This window comes from Plantactinospora sonchi (genome assembly GCF_036422035.1).
GTDB lineage: Bacteria > Actinomycetota > Actinomycetes > Mycobacteriales > Micromonosporaceae > Plantactinospora > Plantactinospora sonchi.
Genome location: NZ_JAZGQK010000046.1, coordinates 15,015 through 32,278, shown reverse-complemented (window position 1 = coordinate 32,278; position 17,264 = coordinate 15,015). Strand labels below are relative to the sequence as shown.

The 17,264-nt window shown below is 73.6% G+C and carries 16 protein-coding genes; 7 read left to right on the top strand and 9 right to left on the bottom strand.

Annotated elements, in window-relative coordinates; translation table 11 throughout:
- Window positions 1–59 precede the first annotated feature (59 nt).
- On the bottom strand, window positions 60–248 hold the full coding sequence (locus V1633_RS36140; protein ID WP_331218688.1) for a hypothetical protein: 189 nt from the start codon (window positions 246–248) through the stop codon (window positions 60–62).
- A 393-nt stretch (window positions 249–641) separates the two neighbouring features.
- Here V1633_RS36140 and V1633_RS36135 point away from each other — a divergent pair, with 393 nt between their 5' ends.
- Entirely contained in the window at window positions 642–1,304 is a 663-nt protein-coding gene (locus V1633_RS36135) for a dienelactone hydrolase family protein (protein WP_331218687.1), read from the top strand.
- A gap of 114 nt (window positions 1,305–1,418) precedes the next feature.
- Complete coding sequence (locus V1633_RS36130) at window positions 1,419–2,108, top strand: TIGR04222 domain-containing membrane protein (RefSeq protein ID WP_331218686.1); 690 nt, start codon at window positions 1,419–1,421, stop codon at window positions 2,106–2,108.
- Between the two features lie 107 nt (window positions 2,109–2,215).
- Here the strand turns inward: V1633_RS36130 and V1633_RS36125 are convergent, their stop codons facing one another.
- The 3 genes from V1633_RS36125 to V1633_RS36115 are packed head-to-tail and all read right to left on the bottom strand — an operon-like array spanning window position 2,216 to window position 5,263.
- The gene (locus V1633_RS36125) at window positions 2,216–3,010 is read right to left on the bottom strand and encodes an FAD:protein FMN transferase (RefSeq protein ID WP_331218706.1); all 795 of its coding nucleotides are present in this window, start codon (window positions 3,008–3,010) and stop codon (window positions 2,216–2,218) included.
- A 40-nt stretch (window positions 3,011–3,050) separates the two neighbouring features.
- Window positions 3,051–3,563, bottom strand: a complete 513-nt coding sequence (locus tag V1633_RS36120) for an FMN-binding protein (protein WP_331218685.1) — start codon at window positions 3,561–3,563, stop codon at window positions 3,051–3,053.
- 20 nt (window positions 3,564–3,583) lie between these two features.
- Window positions 3,584–5,263, bottom strand: a complete 1,680-nt coding sequence (locus V1633_RS36115; protein WP_331218684.1) for a ferredoxin reductase family protein — start codon at window positions 5,261–5,263, stop codon at window positions 3,584–3,586.
- A 528-nt stretch (window positions 5,264–5,791) separates the two neighbouring features.
- On the opposite strand from V1633_RS36115, the gene V1633_RS36110 reads away from it, so the two are divergent.
- The 3 genes from V1633_RS36110 to V1633_RS36100 all read left to right on the top strand — a co-directional run bounded on the left by V1633_RS36110 (window position 5,792) and on the right by V1633_RS36100 (window position 10,442).
- On the top strand, window positions 5,792–9,100 hold the full coding sequence (locus tag V1633_RS36110) for an AfsR/SARP family transcriptional regulator (RefSeq protein WP_331218683.1): 3,309 nt from the start codon (window positions 5,792–5,794) through the stop codon (window positions 9,098–9,100).
- A gap of 9 nt (window positions 9,101–9,109) precedes the next feature.
- A complete protein-coding gene (locus tag V1633_RS36105; RefSeq protein WP_331218682.1) occupies window positions 9,110–9,832 on the top strand; it encodes a helix-turn-helix transcriptional regulator in 723 nt (240 codons plus the stop codon).
- A gap of 151 nt (window positions 9,833–9,983) precedes the next feature.
- Window positions 9,984–10,442 carry an ester cyclase gene (locus V1633_RS36100; protein WP_331218681.1) on the top strand — a complete coding sequence of 153 codons (459 nt, stop codon included), beginning with the start codon at window positions 9,984–9,986 and terminating at the stop codon, window positions 10,440–10,442.
- A gap of 45 nt (window positions 10,443–10,487) precedes the next feature.
- Here V1633_RS36100 and V1633_RS36095 read toward each other — a convergent pair whose 3' ends face one another.
- From V1633_RS36095 to V1633_RS36085, 3 genes are read right to left on the bottom strand one after another with little or no spacing between them, the layout of a single operon-like run.
- Window positions 10,488–10,898 carry a VOC family protein gene (locus tag V1633_RS36095; RefSeq protein WP_331218680.1) on the bottom strand — a complete coding sequence of 137 codons (411 nt, stop codon included), beginning with the start codon at window positions 10,896–10,898 and terminating at the stop codon, window positions 10,488–10,490.
- Complete coding sequence (locus tag V1633_RS36090) at window positions 10,895–11,785, bottom strand: AraC family transcriptional regulator (RefSeq protein WP_331218679.1); 891 nt, start codon at window positions 11,783–11,785, stop codon at window positions 10,895–10,897. Before V1633_RS36090 ends, V1633_RS36095 begins: the two co-directional genes overlap by 4 nt.
- 18 nt (window positions 11,786–11,803) lie before the next feature.
- On the bottom strand, window positions 11,804–13,399 hold the full coding sequence (locus V1633_RS36085) for an FAD-dependent oxidoreductase (protein WP_331218678.1): 1,596 nt from the start codon (window positions 13,397–13,399) through the stop codon (window positions 11,804–11,806).
- 84 nt (window positions 13,400–13,483) lie between these two features.
- Here V1633_RS36085 and V1633_RS36080 point away from each other — a divergent pair, with 84 nt between their 5' ends.
- On the top strand, window positions 13,484–14,095 hold the full coding sequence (locus V1633_RS36080; RefSeq protein ID WP_331218677.1) for a helix-turn-helix domain-containing protein: 612 nt from the start codon (window positions 13,484–13,486) through the stop codon (window positions 14,093–14,095).
- Between the two features lie 224 nt (window positions 14,096–14,319).
- A complete protein-coding gene (locus V1633_RS36075) occupies window positions 14,320–14,946 on the top strand; it encodes an NADPH-dependent F420 reductase (RefSeq protein WP_331218676.1) in 627 nt (208 codons plus the stop codon).
- Window positions 14,947–14,968: 22 nt separating this feature from the next.
- On the opposite strand, the gene V1633_RS36070 is transcribed toward V1633_RS36075, so the two are convergent.
- A complete protein-coding gene (locus V1633_RS36070; RefSeq protein ID WP_331218675.1) occupies window positions 14,969–16,183 on the bottom strand; it encodes an AI-2E family transporter in 1,215 nt (404 codons plus the stop codon).
- Window positions 16,184–16,316: 133 nt separating this feature from the next.
- Entirely contained in the window at window positions 16,317–17,180 is an 864-nt protein-coding gene (locus V1633_RS36065) for a hypothetical protein (RefSeq protein ID WP_331218674.1), read from the bottom strand.
- Window positions 17,181–17,264: the final 84 nt, after the last annotated feature.

Sequence of the window (17,264 nt, the reverse complement as noted above, 5' to 3'; positions counted from 1 at the left end):
GGATTGACCGGCAACTTCCACCGATCGGGTGGATCGGTCCCAGGCCGCACCCTGGGGCGTCAGCGTTCGTACCGCTCGCCGCTGGAGGGTAGCCCGGTGGCGTCCCGGGGCGGTATCCGCCGCAGGTCGTCGAGGCTGCGCGCCTTCGCCGCCTCGTCCGTCCAGCGCTTCGAGTCGGGGCCGCGCTCCTCGGTCTTCTGCTCGTCGGCTCCGGTGGACTTCGACTTGCCTGACTTGTGGCGGGCCATAACATTCCTCACCTTCGTCGGGTACGTCGCGGAGCGCCGGCCGGTCTCCGGACCCGGCTGCCGGACCGGTTCTCCCGGGCCGGCGGCAACATTGGCGCGTTCCCCACCCCCGGACCGGCAAACGGCACGGCGGTCGTCGTTCCGCTTCCGGTCGCGCCGCGAGGCTTGGTCGCGTTTGTCCTCGTCTGCGTCATGCGTTCGGGCGGGCACCTGCGCGGCGGCACGGGCAGGGTCGGGTTCGCGGAGCATGGCCGGCGGCCCGGGAAAGCGTTGCGCCACGTCGTCGTAATGGAGCGTGACCAGCCGGCGGATGCCGTCGACGCGCTTGCCCTGCCGGACGGCGGGTAAGGCGGGTCAGACGGCAGGACGTACCGGCGAAGGGTGGGCAGGCGGATGGAGATCCGGACGACCGAGACCGCAGTGCCCACCGCCGGGGTGCAGCTCACCGGTGACCTGGTGGTACCCGCGCAGGCGCGGGCGATCGTCCTGTTCGCCCACGGCAGCGGCAGTTCCCGGCGCAGTCCGCGTAACCGGCTCGTCGCGGACGCGCTCAACCGGCAGTCCCTGGCCACCCTGCTGGTCGACCTGTTGACCGTGCCCGAGGAGGCGGTCGACGACCGGACCGGCGAACTGCGGTTCGACATCGGGCTGCTCACCGAACGCCTGGTCGGCATCGTCGACTGGCTGGGCTCCGGCGGGCCGGCCGGACCGCTGCCGATCGGGCTCTTCGGCGCCAGCACCGGCGCCGCCGCCGCGCTGGCCGCCGCCGCGGCCCGGCCGGACCAGGTGTACGCGGTCGTCTCCCGGGGCGGCCGGCCTGACCTGGCCGGCGCCGACCTGAACCGGGTCCGGGCCGGCACCCTGCTGCTGGTCGGCGGGCTCGACACGGAGGTGATCCGGCTCAACGAGCGGGCCCGTGCCGAACTGCCGGCCGGGGCGCAGCTCCGGGTGGTACCGGGTGCCAGCCACCTGTTCGAGGAGCCCGGAACCCTGGACCAGGTGGCCCGGGAGGCCGCCGACTGGTTCACCGCCGCGTTGCCGGCCCAACCCGGGTAGGTGTGCCGGATCCGGCCGTGAAAAGGTGTCGGATCTGGTCGGAGGGGTGTGGAGGCCACTTTCCGGCACGCCGTGACGGACGCCGATGAGCGTCGGCGGCTCATACTGAGGGGCATGACAGCGCAGCAGGACACCAGTGCCACCGACCTCGGTTACCTGACCGGCGGGGCCCGGGCCGCGGTGCGTACCGGTCTCGCCATGCTGCACGCCCGTGGCCTGGTGGTAGCCGACCCGCCGGGCCGGGTGCGTCGGGCCGGGGTGTTGCCGCCCCGGGCCGAACCGCTCGAACGGGCCCTCTTCGGCGCACTCCACAGCGCGATGGCCCCCCGCGAGGTGGCCAACCAGCGCCAGGTCCGGCGGGCCCTGGCCGAGCACCGGGAGGGGCTGATCGGTCTCGGGCTGCTCCGCCCGGCCTGGCGCCGGTTCGCGCTGCCGGCCATGCTGGTGCTGGTACCGCCGCTGCTGGTCGCCCGGCTGGTCGCCGACGACCTGCTCGGTGGCGGGCCGGCGCTGCTGATCGTGCTCGTCTTCGCGGTGCTCGCCAACCTGTTCCTGCCCCGGCAGACGGTGGCCGGTGCCCGGCTGCTCCGCGCCGCCCGTCGCTGTCACCCGGTGCCGACCGCCCCGGAGACCGATCCGGCCGTCGAGCCGGGGACCGCGGTGGCGCTGTACGGCGAGGCGGCGATCCGGGTCCTGATGCCGCAGTTCGCCCGGGACGGCGGGTTGCTCCGGGAGGGCCGCTGGGCCCGTCTGCTCGGCGCGTTCCGTCCCGGCATCCCGTCCATGCCCGCCGGCGTGGTCTGACCGAGCCGGCCTTCCCCCGGCCCGCCGGTGCGGGCCTGGACAGGCGTAGCGGTGCCGACGAAGCGGTGCGGAGGTGCCGGCTCAGCGGAGCAGCGCCCGGCGGCGGGTCAGTTGGACCGGGGCGCCGGGAACACCGCCGGTTCGGCGCGTACCGACCGTGTTTTCGGGTCCGTCGAGACGAACGGCAGCACCGGGAGACCGTCGGAGCGGTAGCAGAGCTCGTCCTCGGTGACGACGCCCACCTCGTGGTCGGCGAGTTCGGCGAGCCAGTGCAGCCCGGCAGCGCCCATCGCCATCCCGGCGGTGGCGAAGGCGTCCGCGCGGCCGAGATCCGCGCCGACCACGGTGACCGAGGCCAACGCGGTGGCCGGCGCCCCCCGGTACGGGTCGATCACATGGAAACCCCGCTCGTACGTGCCGGAGGTGGCGATTGCGAAGTCGGTGCTGCCGAGCACCCAGCAGACCTTGTCCGGCTGCCACGGGTGACGTATCCCGATCCGCCACGGCTCGTCCGGCCGGGGGCCGCCCCGGGCCCGGATGTCGCCGCCGGCGTTGATCCAGTGCGACTGGCAGCCGGCGGCGAGCAGCCGGTCCGAGGCGACCTGCACCGACCAGCCCTTCACGAAACCGGACGGGTCGAACCGCCCGGTCGCGTACGCGTCGAAGTAGCCGTCGGTCTCCCGCCACAGGTCGGCGCAGGTCTCGACGACCAGTCGCAGGTCGGCGGAGCAGTCGTCGATGGAGAGTTCGCCCCGGTCGAAGCGGTTGACCTCGCTGTCCGGCTTGTACGTGCTGAACCGCTCGTCCACCTCGCGCAGCCAGTCGAACACCTCGTCGGCCAACTCCGCCAGTTGCTGCCTGGGCAGCGGATCGGTGAGTTGGACGCTGATCGGCGTACCCATGATCTGTTCGACCCGGCGTAGTCCGGTGGTGCCCATCGGATCAGGCCTTTGCCCTGTCGAGCGCCGACTGCAACGACGCCCGGTACGCCTCGCTGGTCAGGCTCGCCCCGGAGACGGTGGAGATCTCTGCGCTCTGCGCGGAGAGGACCTCCTGCCGCAGCTTCGGGATCGCCCGCTCGTTCACCGAGATGCTGGTCGGGTCGTCCTGCGGGTACGCGGTCGACACGTCGGAGATCTTGCCGTCGGTGATGACCAGGGTGACCTTGATCCCGCCGTACTCGTAGTTCGCGGTCGCACCGGCGAAGGTGCCGTCCTTCAGGCCGCTCGCCGGGGGCTTTGTCGGCGTGTTCTTCTTCGGCGGGTTGCTCTGCTTGCCGCTCGGCGTCGCCTTCGGGCTCTCCGGAGCGGCACCGCCGGCCGCGCCGGCCTCGTCGTCGGTGAGTTCGAGCGCCACCTGCGTGCCGGTGCCGGGGGTCGGGGTGCCGAGTTTGGCGCCGATCAGCAGGCTGGTGCCGATGGCGGTGCCGAGTACGGCGAAGGCGGCGCGACGCACTTCTTCTCCTTTGTGGTGGGTCAGAACTCGAACGGGTCGAGGTGGATCTGTCGGCGGGGGACCCGCAGCTTGCGCAGGGTACGCAGGGAGACGTCGACCAGGCCGGGTGGCCCGCAGAGGTAGATGTCGCGGCGACGGACGTCCGGGACGAGTTCCCGCATGCCCTTCGCGGTGAACAGGTGCCGGGGTGCGGCATCCTCGCGCGAGCCGATGACGTACCAGACCTGGGCCTCCCGGGCCCGGGCCAGCCAGTCCAGCTCGTCGCGGAAGAGCAGTTCCTCCTCGGTCCGGGAGCGGTAGATCACCACGGCGCGCTCGGGCAGGTCCTCCAGCAACGCCCGGATCGGTGCGATGCCGCTGCCGCCCGCGATGAGCAGGGCCCGGGGCCGGATCGCCCGGTTGGCGGTGAAGACCCCGGACGGCCCCTCGGCGAAGATCCGGGTACCGGGTTCGAGGTACTGCAGGGACTCGGTGTGGTCGCCGACGATCTTGACGGTGAGACGCAGCCACTGCTCGTTCGGCGCGGCCGACAGCGAGAACGGGTGCGCCTGCCACCAGCAGCCCTTGGTCAGGAACCGCCACCGGAAGTACTGCCCGGCCCGGGCGTCGAGCTCGTCCAGACGCTGCCCCGAAATGTAGATCGAGACCATGTCGGTGCCCTCCGGGACGACGTCCTCGACCCGGAGCCGGTGCCGCAGGTTGAACCGCAGCGGCGAGATGATCCGTCCCCACAGGACGGAGACGATGACGAAGACGTAGAGGCCGGCCCAGAAGTACCGGCCGAAGCCCGGCTTGACGAACTCCTGCCCGGTGGCGAACTGGTGCCCGTAGCTGAACAGCAGCACCAGGTACGTGCTCAGGTGCAGGTAGTACCAGACCTCGTAGTTCATCCGCCGCCGGATGCCCCGGATGGCGAGCAGCGCGATCCCGACCATGATGGCGGTCGCGCCGACCGCACTGAGCATGTCCTCGTACGTGCTCAGCAGGGTAAAGGTGCCCTCGACCACGGGCTCGTCGGTCAGCTTGCTGTAGCCGACCGCGATCAGCGCGGCGTGGGCCAGGATCGCCAGGAGCAGGAAGGCGCCGAGTTCCCGGTGCCAGATCAGCAGCGAGTGCGCGCCGATCCAGCGTTCGAGCCAGCGTACCCGGCTCATCAGCAGGACCTGGGCGAGCAGCAGGTAGCCGCCGACCAGGCCGGTGAGCCGACCGCCGGCGATCAGGATGTCGGCGGTCGTGTTGATCGAATCCGGTGGGGTGTTCAGCCACCACAGTTCCACGGTGGTGGCGAGTGCCGCCCAGAAGACGATGTGGAAGAAGAGCCGCCCGCCCCGGTCGTACGTCTCGACCTCGGCGGTCTCCCGGTGCCGCGCGGCCTCCATGCCACCGGTCGGCCCCGGCCGCCAGGCGGGCGCGGTCTCGGCGTACGACCTGGGCTCACGCTCCCGGTCACGGGTCGGGTTCGACCACTCCGCGGCACCGCGCCGGGGCCGCTCGCGGGTGGGATACGGGTCGTCGTCCGGCTCGGCGTACGTGTCCACACCCCGGGTCGGGTACGGCGCGAAGTCCGGATGAGGATCGCGCTCCCGGCCCCTGGACGGTGGCCGGTCGTAGGGGTCGTCGTCGTCCGACACCCGAGGTATCAGGCCGGTCACCCACTCGGTGAGGGGTTCGGCGGTCTCGACATCTCGGCGGCGTGTCACGTAACAGGTGTACCGGATCGCGACGCTGACGACGATCGGCTTAGTCCAGTCTTAAGATTCGTTTGGCGGCCGGCTAAGGAAGCGCGTGAACCGGGGCCTCGGGTGACCCGTCCGGGCCCCGCCGCCCGGACGCCCCCCCCCGGGGTCCGGATGGTGGCCCGGACGCCCCGGCGGCCCGCCCCCCCAACGGGCCGCCCGCCCCCGTCGGCCGGCCCGCCCCCCGACGGGCCTCCAGCAGCGTGGGTCATCCCGCCACACAGTCGCCACACGGAACGCCGGCCCATCCTCGGCCTCCGAATAGGACGGACCGGCGACTCCGACAGGCGGCCGGTTCGGACCGACCGGCGGATCGGGCGGACCGGCGGATCGGGCGGTACCCGCTTCCGCACCGGTCGCGCCGCTCGCTCCCGGACCGGACCGGTCGCGCCGCCGCCCCTGGACCGGACCGACCGTACGTCGGGCGAACGGGCGGCGGCGGTACCGTTGCCTATCGGTGACGGGCCACCGGCGGGTGCTGGGAGACGACGGATGAGGTTCGGTGTTCTCGGGCCGCTGCGGATCCGCCTGGACACCGGTGCCGAGGTGGTGCTGCGCAGCCGGCACCAGCGCACGGTGCTGGGCACCCTGCTGGTCGGGGCCGGGCAGGTGGTGACGGTCGACCGGCTGGTGGAGGTGCTCTGGGGCGACCGCCCACCCGCGTCGTACGCCTCGAACCTGCAGACGTACGTCTCCCGGCTGCGGGAGCGGGTGCCCGGGGCGACGATCGACCACAGCGGCGACGGCTACCTGCTCCGGGTCGGACCCGACGACCTGGACGTACTGGTGTTCCGGCGTGAGGTCGCGCTCGGCCGGGCGGCGATGGCGGCCGGCGACCCGGGTACGGCGGCGCGGCGGTTCCGTGCCGGGCTGCGGCTGTGGCGGGGACGGCCACTGGCCGACCTGTCGGTGCCGACACTGGAACCCGAACTCGCCAGGTGGGAACTGGAACGGTTCGGCGCCCAGGAGGAGTGCGTCGACGCCGACCTGGCCGCCGACGGTGACCTCGGGACCGTACTCGCCGAACTGCACCGGATGGTGGCCGAGCAGCCACTGCGGGAACGGCCGCACGTCCAGTTGATGGTGGCACTGGCCCGGGCCGGTCGCCGGGCCGACGCGCTCGCCGCCTACCAGTACGCCCGGGACCTCCTGGTCACCGAGCTGGGTCTGGAACCCGGGCCCGAGCTGCGCCGGGCACACCGGGCGATCCTGCGCGGCGAGGAGCCGGTGGTGGTCCGGTCGACGGCGGAGCCGGCGTCGCCGTTCCCGGTCTGTCAGCTGCCGCCGGCCGCACCGGGTTTTGTCGGCCGGACCGGCAGCATCGAACGGATCGAGGCACTGCTGGGGGCGGGGCGCGACCCGCTGCCGGGGACACCTGCCGAGCGGTGGCGCGACCCGCTGCCGGAGGGCGACCCGTCGGCACCGCCGGGCGCTGTTCCGCCGCCGGCACCGGGCGTCGACGGGGTGCCGGTGGTCGCGGTCTCCGGCCAGCCCGGGGTGGGCAAGACCGCGCTCGCGGTGACGGTGGCACACCGGATTCGCGGCCGGTTCCCGGACGGGCAGCTCTTCGTCCACCTGGCCGGTGCCTCGGCGGCACCCCGCGACCCGGCCGTCGTCCTGGCCGACCTGCTCCGTGGCCTCGGCGTACCCGGCACGGCCGTACCGCAGAACCTGAACGCGCTCGCCGCCGTCTACCGGGCCCGGCTCGCGGACCGGCGGATCCTGGTGGTGCTCGACGACGCCGCGACCGCCGCCCAGGTCCGTCCGCTGCTGCCGGGCACCCCGGGCAGCGCGGTGCTGATCACCAGCCGGCGTCGGCTCAGCGACCTGATCGACGCGCGGCACGTCCCGGTCGGCCCGCTGACCGACCACGAGACCCGGGAACTGCTGGCCCACGTGGTCGGCCCGGACCGGGTGGCCGGGGAGCCGGTCCCCGCCGCCCGGATCGCCGCCGCCTGCGGCAACCTGCCGCTCGCGGTCCGGATCGCGGGCACCCGGTTGGCGACCCGGTCCTGGCCGCTGGCCGTCCTCGCCGACCGGCTCGACGACGAGCGACGGCGGCTGGACGAACTGGCCGCCGGCGATCAGCAGGTCCGGGCCAGCCTGGCACTCAGCGTCCGGGCGCTCTCCCCGGCGGCCCGTGAGGCGTTTGTGCTGCTCGGCGCGCTCGGCCCGGTCAGTTTCGCCGGTTGGGCCGTCGCCGAACTGCTCGACCGGGCCGACCCGGACCGGGTCCTCGACGAACTGGTGGAGGCGAACCTGCTGGAGGTGGCCTGCCCGGCGAACGGCGCCGAGCCGCGCTACCGGCTGCACGACCTGCTCCGGGTCTACGCCGAGGAACTCGCCGCCGGTGACCGGGGCGACCCGGGCGTTGCGGATCGGGCCGCCGTACCGGGCCAGGTCGCCCGGCGGGGCGGGCCGGCGACCGACGGGCAGAGCCGGCTGCTGACGGCGGCCGCCGCACTGGTCGGTACCGCCGCCCGGCGACTGCCGCGCACCCTGACCTGGGCCCGTCCGGACGAGCCGGTCGATCCCCGACCGACCCGCAGTGGCGTCGAGTCACTCGTCGCCGCCGACCCGCTCGGCTGGCTCGGCGGCGAACTCGACTTCCTGGTCAGCCTGATCGGCCTGGCCGGGTCCGGCGCGTCCGTCGGTAGGGCGGAGACAGCCGGCGCCGGGCGGACGACGGGTACGGCCGGCGCCGGGTCGGCGGCGGTCACCCTGGCCGAGCGGCTGGCGCCGTTCCTCTGGGTGCACGGGCACTGGGCCGAACTGCAGGTCGCGCAGCAGCGGGCCGGACAGGTCGCGGCCCGGATCGGCGACGAGCGGGCGTTGGCGCGTACCGAGTTTGTCGGCGGGGTGCTCTGCCTGGCCCGGGGCGATCTGGCCGGAGCCGCCGAGCGGCTGCGCAGCGGCGAGGCCAGGTTCGCCCGGCTCGCCGACCGGCACGGGCTGGCCTGCCTGCTCAGCGACCAGGCGGTGCTGTACGACTACCAGAACCGCGCCGAGGAGGCGGCCGCCACGGCACAGCGGGCGGTGGAACTGTTCCGCGCCGAAGGTGACCCGCTCGGCGCGGTGCTGGCCGCCCCGGTGCTCTCCGCGGCCTACCGGGGCCTGGGCCGGCTCGACGAGGCGTTGGCGGTGGACCGGGCGGCGGTCACCGAGGCGGGTGCCCTCGGCGTACCGGAGATCGTGATGGCCCGTTGCCTGAACGCGCTCGCGGTGACCCGGCTGCTGCGCGACGAGCCGGCGTTGGCGTACGGCGCGGCGGAGCGGGCGGTGACGCTGCTGGAAACGGTCGGCGACCGGTACGTGCTGCTGGCCGCCCTGCGGCACCTCGCCTCGGCCGCCATCTGCCTGGGCCGGCGTACCGAGGCGGTCGGCCGGCTCCGGCAGAGTCACGAGCTGGCGGTGCAGCTCGGTGACCGGCCGTGGGCCACCGGGCTGGCCCGGGACCTGGCGGTCAGCTGGATCGGGGAGGGGCGTGCCTCGGCGGCGGTCGAGGTGCTGCGCGGCTGTGCCCGTGCCTTCGCCGAGATGGAGATGCCGGCCACCCAGGCCGCCACGCTGCACATGCTCGCCCGGGCGTACGACGAGACCGGTCAGCGGGAGGCCGCCCGGGACGCCCGGCTCTGGGCCGACCTGCTGACCGATCCGCAGGACACCCGGACCCCGGCGCTGGCGAACATCGTGCTGCGGCTGGCCGAGCCCGACCGCCCCGGCCGCGTGGACGGCGGTCTCGGCGACGGCGAGGAGGGCCGCCGGGTCGGGGCCGGGGAAAGCGTCGTACCTGGTCGGTAGGGTCGGCGAGTGAACCGTACCGACCGGCTTTACGCCCTGGTGGAGGAGTTGCGTGCGGTCGCTCCGCGACCGCGCAGTGCGCGTTGGCTCGCCGCACGGTTCGAGGTCGACGCCCGCACCATCCGGCGCGACATCGGCGCCCTGCAGGAGTCCGGCGTACCCATCTATCCCGAGCGGGGCCGGCGCGGCGGCTACGTGCTGGACCGGGCCTACACCCTGCCGCCGGTCAACATCACCCCACGTGAGGCGATCGCCGCGGCGGTCGCCCTGGAGACGATGGCTGACACGCCGTTCCTCGACGATGCCCGGTCGGCGCTCTACAAACTCCTCGCGGTGATGTCGCCCTCCGACGTGGAGGCGGCCCGTCGGGTGGCGGACCGGATCCACCTGGGCACACCCGACCGGCCGGCCACCCCGGCCCGCCAGGTGCTGCGCACCGCCGGCGATGCCGTGGTCCGCCGGACCGTGCTCGCGATCGAGTACGTCGACCGACACGGCCACGCCTCGCGCCGGCTCATCGAGCCGGTGGAACTGCTCGGCGCCGGCCACCAGTGGTACCTGGTCGGCTGGTGTCGACTCCGCCAGGAGGTACGCGGTTTCCGGCTGGACCGGATGCAGCGGGCCTCGGCGACCGACGAGGTCGCGCCGCCCCGCCCGGTCGGTGCCGCCTGGCGCAGCCGGTTCGAGCTGGCGACGGCCCCGCTGAACCTGCCCGGCATGCTGTCTTCCTGAGCCTCTGATCAGGCAATTTCCGTTCCTAAAAGCGGACAGGATGGTGCCTCCGGAGGGGACGAGAATGGTTGGTGATGACGTTCGGCGCGGGCAGCGCGAACGACGGGTGCCCCGGCTGCCGGACACCGCCCCCACGGGAGGAAGTCTCGCGATGACCATCAACACCAACCACAGCTCGGCCCTGGTCGCCGTCGACCCCCGGCCGAGGCTCTGGGAGAACTGGGTGGCTCTGCGCAATGGTGACCTGTCGCTGGTCGACGAGATCGTCGCTCCCACCCTGGCCGTCCACCTGGCGACGGGCGGCGACGGTCCGGCCCGGCTGCGCGGCCGGGCGGAACTCGTCTCCTGGGTGTCCATGTCGCACACCGCCCACCCGGGGTTGCGGCTGACCGTCGAGGTCGGTCCGATCATCGGGCCGGACCTGGTCGCCGGCCGCTGGACCTGCACCGGTTTCCGCGCCGGCCGGCAGCCGCTGCGTCCGCTCCGGTCGGTCGAGACGGTTTCCGGGGTCGACATCATCCGGATCGAGGGCGAGCGGATCGTCGAATGCTGGAGCCAGGACGACGCCCATGCGGGGCAGGACCGCGTCGTCGCGTACGCCGCCGCCTGATCGTGATCGGGGACGGGCGCCAACCGTCCGTCCCCGATCCCTTCCTCAGCCGGGTATCGGCTCGCCCCGGTAGGTGCCGAACGACCAGCGGTTGCCCTCCGGGTCACGGACCAGGAACTCCCGTGAGTCGTAGTCGGTGTCCTGCACCCTCTGGACCAGTTCGGCACCGGCCGCGAGCGCGCGGGCACAGAGCCGGTCCGGGTCGTCCGTCACCGCGTACGCGCCGAAGGTGCCGGGTGGCAACGCCCACGGGTCGTCGGCGTCGTCGCGGGCGCTGCCCAGCATGATCCCGCCGCCCGGCGGCCAGCGGAGCTGAGCATGGTGCACGACGTCACCGTCGGCGCTGACCAGGATCTCCTCGAAGCCGAAGGCGTCGACGAGAAAGCTGATCAACTTTCGGGCGTCCCGGGCCCGTAACGTGGGCCAGACCTGGGGTGGGGGAGGTACGGCTGTCATGTCGACCATCCTGTCGGCGGGTCGACGGCGGTGGCTTGGACGTTTCGGAACTCCTCGGCTCGGAACTCCTCCGCGAGCCAGCGACTCGGCGGGCAGCCGGCGAAGTCACGGAAGTCCCGGTCGAGGTGGGCCTGGTCGTAGTAGCCGGACGACACGGCGATCTCGGCCAGCCCACCCGACCGGGCGAGCCCACCCGATCCGGCCCGGCTCTGCAACAGTCGTCGGGCCCGGTCGAAGCGGGCCACCCGGGCGGCCCGCTTCGGGCTGAGTCCGATCTCGACGCCGAACCGGCGGCTCAGGTAGCGGTCGCTCCATCCGGTCTCCCGGGCCAGTTCGCTCACCGGTACGGCCCCGCCGGTGGCCACCAGTCGGTGCCAGGCACGGGCCAGTTCCGCCTGCGGCACGGCGCCGGGGTCGAAACGGCGGAGGAGCAGCCGGTCGAGCACCCGGAACCGCTCGTCCCAGCCGGCGGCGGCGAGCAGTCGTTCCCGGAGCTCCCCGGCGAACGGCCCGAGCACGAGGTCGGCGCTGAGATCGGCGTCGACGAGTTCGCCGGCCGGCAGACCGAGCAGCGCCCGCGCGCCGAGTGGCGAGAGACCGAGCTGGATGCCCGACTGTCGGCCGTCGTGCTCGATCATCGCCGGCGCGGTGTGCAGGCCGCCGACCAGGGTGTCGTACCGGGCCGGCGCGGTACGTGGGTCCGGGTGTGTGGCGATCATCAGCGGATCGTCCAGCGTGATGATCACCGTCAGGTACGGCGACGGCAGACCGCGGTGCCGGGCGGGCGGGACGTCCCGGTCCCGGTAGCCGAGGTACGGGGCGAGGAACGGGCGCAGCGGCGGCGCGGGCAGTCGCTGGAGCAGTTCCGACCTCGGTTCGGGCGCCACCTGGCAAGTCTAGGGCGGTCAGGCGTGGTCCGGCGGCAGTCGTCGGGCGACCAGGACGGCATCGTGGATGGTGATCTCCCGACCCTCGGGGTCCACTGTCGCGCGTGGCCGGGCCTCGGCCGCGACCACCTTCCACCCGGTCGGATCCAGCGTGGCGGCGACCTCCTCGGCGGTGAACATCATGTCCGGGAAGTGCATCCGGCGTGCCGAGGTCCGCAGGTCAGACGGATGGTGGCCGACGATCAGCAGGGTGCCGCCCGGTGCCACCGCACCGGCCAGCCGGCTGAACAACTCCTGTCGGGCCGTACCGGGCAGGTGCATGAACTGGGACGAGACCAGGTCGTAGCCGCCCTCGGGCAGTGGCCGGTCGCGCAGGTCGGCGTGCAGCCAGTCGATCCGACCGGCGACCTCCGCCCCGGCGGTCGCCGCGTTCGCGGCACCGCGTCGCAACGCGGTGATGGAGATGTCGACCGCCGTCACCCGCCAGCCGCGCCGGGCCAGCCAGACCGCGTCGGCACCCTCGCCGCTGCCGACGTCGAGCGCCCGGCCGGGGGCCAGGTCGGACACCTCGGCGACCAGCTGCGGATTCGGCTGTCCACTCCAGACCGCTGGACGGGCCTGGTAGCGCTCCTCCCAGGCGGCCTCCTCGAACAGGGTGCGCGCCTGCTGGCGGTACGCCTGCACGGCCGCCACGGTCTCCTCGTTGACCAGGTCCGCGTTGATCGCCGCGCCGGCGTTCAGTCCCGCCGCGGCGGCGGTCAGCACCTGGGCGCGTACGTCGGCGACGTTGCCGGCCACCCAGACCCCGGGTACCCCGGTCGCCCCGCTCGGGTCGGCGGTGATCTGGCTGCCGACCACGTGACCGTTGATCTCGACGTCGACCGGCTTCAGCCCGAGCGACTCCAGGACAGCGGTACGGGCGGTGAGCCGGGACGCGACGACCACCGCGTCCAACGCGACGACCTCACCGGAGGCGAGGCGTACCCCGGTCAGGGTGTCGTCGGTGACCTCGACGGCCGCGACCGGCCCGGGTACGACGACGATGCCGCGCGCGGCCAGCCGCTCGGCCTCCTCGGCACCGGGCGGTGGGGTGTGATGCGACAGGAGCAGCACGTCGGCACTCCACTGTCGCCACAGCTCGGCCTGGTGCACGGCCAACGGTCCGGTGGCGAGTACGCCGATCCGCCGGTCCCGGACCTCCCAGCCGTGGCAGTACGGGCAGTGCAGCACCTCGTGTCCCCACCGTCGTGCCAGCCCGGGGACGTCCGGCAGGTCGTCGACGCCTCCGGTGGTCACCAGCAGCCGCCGGGCCCGGGTCTGCCGCCCGTCGTCCAGGGTGACCAGGAAGCCGTCGCCGTCCCGGGTCGCGCTCCCGACCCGCCCGGTGACGATCTCGCCGCCGTACCGGGTCACCTCGGCGCTTCCGAGGGCCAGCAGTTCCGCCGGCGGCGTACCGTCCCTGGTCAGGAAGTTGTGTACGTGCCCGGCGGGTGCGTTGCGCGGCTGCCCGGCGTCGATCACCAGTACCGAGCGGCGGGCCCGGGCCAGGGCCAGCGCTCCGCTCAGCCCGGCGGCGCCGCCACCGATCACCACCACGTCGTATGTCCCGTTCATCCTGTTCTCCCTGTCGCTCGTCGCCCCCCGTTGCTGGTCCCACGGTCCGACCTGACTGCCGACCTGACAAGTAACGTTGCCGTTATGGCAAACGACGACGGCCCGGCCCCCGACGGCCCGGACCTCTCCGGCGTGCTGGCCGCGGTCGGCCCGCGGCTGCGCGCGTTGCGGAAGCAACGCGGTACGACGCTGGCCCAACTCGCCGAACTCACCGGCATCTCGGTCAGTACCCTGTCCCGGCTGGAGTCCGGCGGTCGCAGACCCACCCTGGAGCTGCTGCTGCCACTGGCCCGGGCCCACCAGGTGGCCCTCGACGAACTGGTCGGTGCCCCCGCCACCGGGGATCCCCGGGTGCACGCCCGGCCGATCGTCCGGCACGGTGTGACGTTCCTGCCGCTGACCCGTCGGCCGGGTGGTCTGCAGGCTTTCAAGCAGATCCTGCCGCCGAACACGCCCGGCGGTGAGCTGCGCCAGCAGACCCACGAGGGGTACGAGTGGCTCTACGTCCTCTCCGGCCGGGTACGTCTGTTGCTGGGCGAGCACGACCTGGTGCTGACCCCGGGCGAGGTCGTCGAGTTCGACACCCGGGTTCCGCACTGCGTCGCCAATCCGGGCCCGGGCACCGCCGAACTCCTCACCCTGTTCGGCCCGCAGGGCGAACGCCTGCACGTGCGGGCCCGGCCGACGAAGCGCTGACCCGACGGGCTGGGGGACGTCGACCCCGAGCCGGCCGGGAAGGCGCTGACCCGGCGAGCCGATGAGGCGGTGGGCAGCAGCAGGTCGACGAGGCGGCGGGGTGGCCGGGGGTGGTGTTTGTCCGATCCGTCGTCGGGTAGCCGTCCCGGGCGGCGACCGGGGCACCGCCGAGGGTCCGGCCGCCGGTGCGGGTCGGTGGGCGTCGACGGGGGAGGGTGAGGGCTGTGCGGATCGGGATCGTCGGCACCGGGCACGTCGGGGGCACGCTCGCCCGCCTGTTCAGCAAGGCGGGTCACGAGGTGGTGGTGGCGAACTCCCGGGGCCCGGAGACGCTGCGCGGACTGACCGGGGAACTGGGCGGACGGGTACGCGCCGCGAACGCGGCCGACGCCGCCCGGTTCGGTGACGTCGTGGTGGTGTCGGTGCCGTTCGGCCGTTACGCCGACCTGCCCGCCGAGGAGATGTCCGGCAAGACCGTGATCGACACCGGGAACTACTACCCGGAACGGGACGGGCACCACCAGGACCTCGACCAGGACCGGACCACCTCCAGCGAGCTGCTCCAGCAGCGGTTGTCCGGTGCCCGGGTGGTCAAGGCGTTCAACGCGATGCGCTGGGACCACCTGCGGGACTTCGGACGGCAGTCCTCGGCCCAGCGGCGCTACGGCATCCCGGTCTCCGGCGACGACCCCGGTGCGAAGCGACAGGTCGCCGACCTGGTCGAGCAGGTCGGGTTCGAGCCGGTCGACGCCGGCAGCCTCGCGGAGGGGCGGCGGCACCAGCCCGGTACCGAGGTGTACCTCGCCGACCTGACCGGTGCCGAGCTGCACGGTCGGCTCGGCGCCCGCTGAGCCCGGCGGACGTACGCACCTCTCATCGATCCGGCGGCGGCTTCTCCGGATGCTCGGCGGACCCACGGTTGCCCCCGCTGTCGTCCGTCGTGGTCCCGTCGTCCGTGGTCGCGTCGCCCGTGCTGGCGTCGGTCGTGGTCCCGCCGTCAGCGGTGCCGGCCCGGCGCTCCAGGGCGACCGTCTTGAACACGTTGTAGAGGACCGCCGTGATCGGTACCGCGACGAAGGCGCCCACGATGCCGCCGAGCAGCGTGCCGGCGGTGACCGCGAGCAGCACCACGACCGGGTGCAGACGTACCTGACGTTTCATGATGAGGGGTTCGAGCAGGTTGCCCTCGGTCTGCTGTACGGCGATCACCGCCGCCAGCACCAGCAGCGCCGTCGTCGGCCCCTTGGCGGCCAGCGCGACCAGCACCGCGACACTGCCGGCGACGGTCGCCCCGATGATCGGCACGAAGCCGCCGAGAAAGGTGATCACGGTCAGCGGCAGGGCCAGCGGCACCCGGAGCAGGACCAGGGCCAGCCCGATGCCGGCCGCGTCGATCGCGGCGATCATCATCGTGCCCCGGGTGTACGCCCCCAACGTCCGCCAGCCGGCCCGGCCCGCCTTCGCGGTGATCGGCCGGGACCGCTCGGAGACCCAGCCGAGAATCCACCCCCACATCAGGCGGCCGTCCTTCAACAGGAAGAACAGCAGCACCAGGACGAGCAGCAGGGCACCGGCCGCCTCCGCGACGGTGGCGGCGCCGCTGACCGGGTCCGGCGCCGAACCTCGTACGCCGCTGACCGCCCGTTGGGTCCACTGGTCCAGTTGCTCCCGGCTGATCGGCAGGGCCGAGGTGAGGAAGTCCCGGGTCCGATCCAGCCCCTGGTCGAGCTGTCGTGCCAGGTCGGCGAACTGGTCGGCGGTCAGCCGCCAGACCAGTACGATCGCCCCGCCCAGCACAGCCAGCAGCAGCAGTACCGAGACGAGCGCGGCCAGCGCGGGCGGAAACCGGTGGCGGCGCATCAGGCTGGCCACCGGGTCGAACATCGCGGCCAGGAAGAGGGTGGCCGCCAGCGCGATGCTCAGCGGGGCGAGTTTGGTGGCGATCTGCGCGAGGACGTACGCCCCGGCGACGAGGACGAGCAGGCAGAGGCTGGCCAGCACCGCCCAGCGCAACAGCCACGGAAGACGGTCCAGTACCTGACTGGGACGCCCACCGTGCCCGTCCGACCGGTCGGCCGCCCTGTCCATATCCGCCTCCTGTCGGCCCGGGTGTCCCGGTTACCCACCGGACGGGCCGACGACACCTGCCGCCGACCCTCGGCGTGCCCGGGCGCGGCCGAACGGGGGCGTCGGGACAGGAACAGGAGCCGACCCGGGTCGGTCAGGAGGCCGAACCGGGCTGGCGGTCGGACCAGCGGGCGGGGGAGACGACGGTGGAGCGGCCCCGACCCGGCGAGTTCCGGCCCGGGGCCGAGGCGTTCCAGCCTGCCGTCGCCGCGTTGCGGCGGCGCAGCGACCGGCGGTAGTAGTCGTCCCGGTGCGCGAACTCGACGGGCAGCGCGCCGGGCAGGTCGACACCCCGGTCGGGGTCGGCCAGGGCGTCGGCGAACGGCGCCAGCCCGGCCCGGGCGAGCAGCGCGTCCCACTCGGGCGGGGCGAGTTCCACCATCGTCGGGTTGGCGAGCCGGAATCCGGCGACGGTCCGCCGGATCAGGGTGGTGACCCGCCGGACCGTCCGGGCCGAACCGAGGGTGCCGCCGGAGAGCGCCAGGGCCGGACGTCCGGCGGTCCGGACGGCGTCGCAGACGACCAGCAGACGTTCGGGTTCCCGGCCACCGGTCTCCGGGTCGGTCGCCGGCAGGACGCGCAGCGCCGACGGCCACTGCCAGCGGATCTGCCCGGTCACCACGTGACTGCCGGCCGGCGTGCTCCGGCGCCGCTGCCGGGAGCCGGCCCGCGGTTCCGGAGCCGGCCCGATCCGCCAGTCGACGCAGACGTACGCCAGCCGTCGGTCGGTCACCGTGACCTCGGCCCGTCGGGGCAGTGCCCAGACCAGTTCCCCGGTGCCGTCGTCCGGGGCGAGAAGGTGCCCGGCGACGTCCACCTCGTCCCGCCACAGCACCTGCTCGTCCGGGTCCAGCACGAGCCGACGGTGCCAGTCCAGCCGGGGAAAGTACGTGTCGTCCTGCACCTGGTCGTCGAACCGGTACGGCCGGATGAAAAACGGAGACGCGTCCTCGGTCATGTCGCCTCCTCGCTGTGCTGGCCGGTACCGGAACCCGGGCGCCTGGGCTGACCGGTGGCCGTGCTCGGCTCGGTCATGGGGAGG

Coding starts and splice junctions, on each gene's coding strand:
- V1633_RS36140 (WP_331218688.1), bottom strand. CDS start 248: ATGGCCCGCCACAAGTCAGGCAAGTCGAAGTCCACCGGAGCCGACGAG.
- V1633_RS36135 (WP_331218687.1), top strand. CDS start 642: ATGGAGATCCGGACGACCGAGACCGCAGTGCCCACCGCCGGGGTGCAG.
- V1633_RS36130 (WP_331218686.1), top strand. CDS start 1,419: ATGACAGCGCAGCAGGACACCAGTGCCACCGACCTCGGTTACCTGACC.
- V1633_RS36125 (WP_331218706.1), bottom strand. CDS start 3,010: ATGGGTACGCCGATCAGCGTCCAACTCACCGATCCGCTGCCCAGGCAG.
- V1633_RS36110 (WP_331218683.1), top strand. CDS start 5,792: ATGAGGTTCGGTGTTCTCGGGCCGCTGCGGATCCGCCTGGACACCGGT.
- V1633_RS36100 (WP_331218681.1), top strand. CDS start 9,984: ATGACCATCAACACCAACCACAGCTCGGCCCTGGTCGCCGTCGACCCC.
- V1633_RS36095 (WP_331218680.1), bottom strand. CDS start 10,898: ATGACAGCCGTACCTCCCCCACCCCAGGTCTGGCCCACGTTACGGGCC.
- V1633_RS36085 (WP_331218678.1), bottom strand. CDS start 13,399: ATGAACGGGACATACGACGTGGTGGTGATCGGTGGCGGCGCCGCCGGG.
- V1633_RS36080 (WP_331218677.1), top strand. CDS start 13,484: ATGGCAAACGACGACGGCCCGGCCCCCGACGGCCCGGACCTCTCCGGC.
- V1633_RS36070 (WP_331218675.1), bottom strand. CDS start 16,183: ATGGACAGGGCGGCCGACCGGTCGGACGGGCACGGTGGGCGTCCCAGT.
- V1633_RS36065 (WP_331218674.1), bottom strand. CDS start 17,180: ATGACCGAGGACGCGTCTCCGTTTTTCATCCGGCCGTACCGGTTCGAC.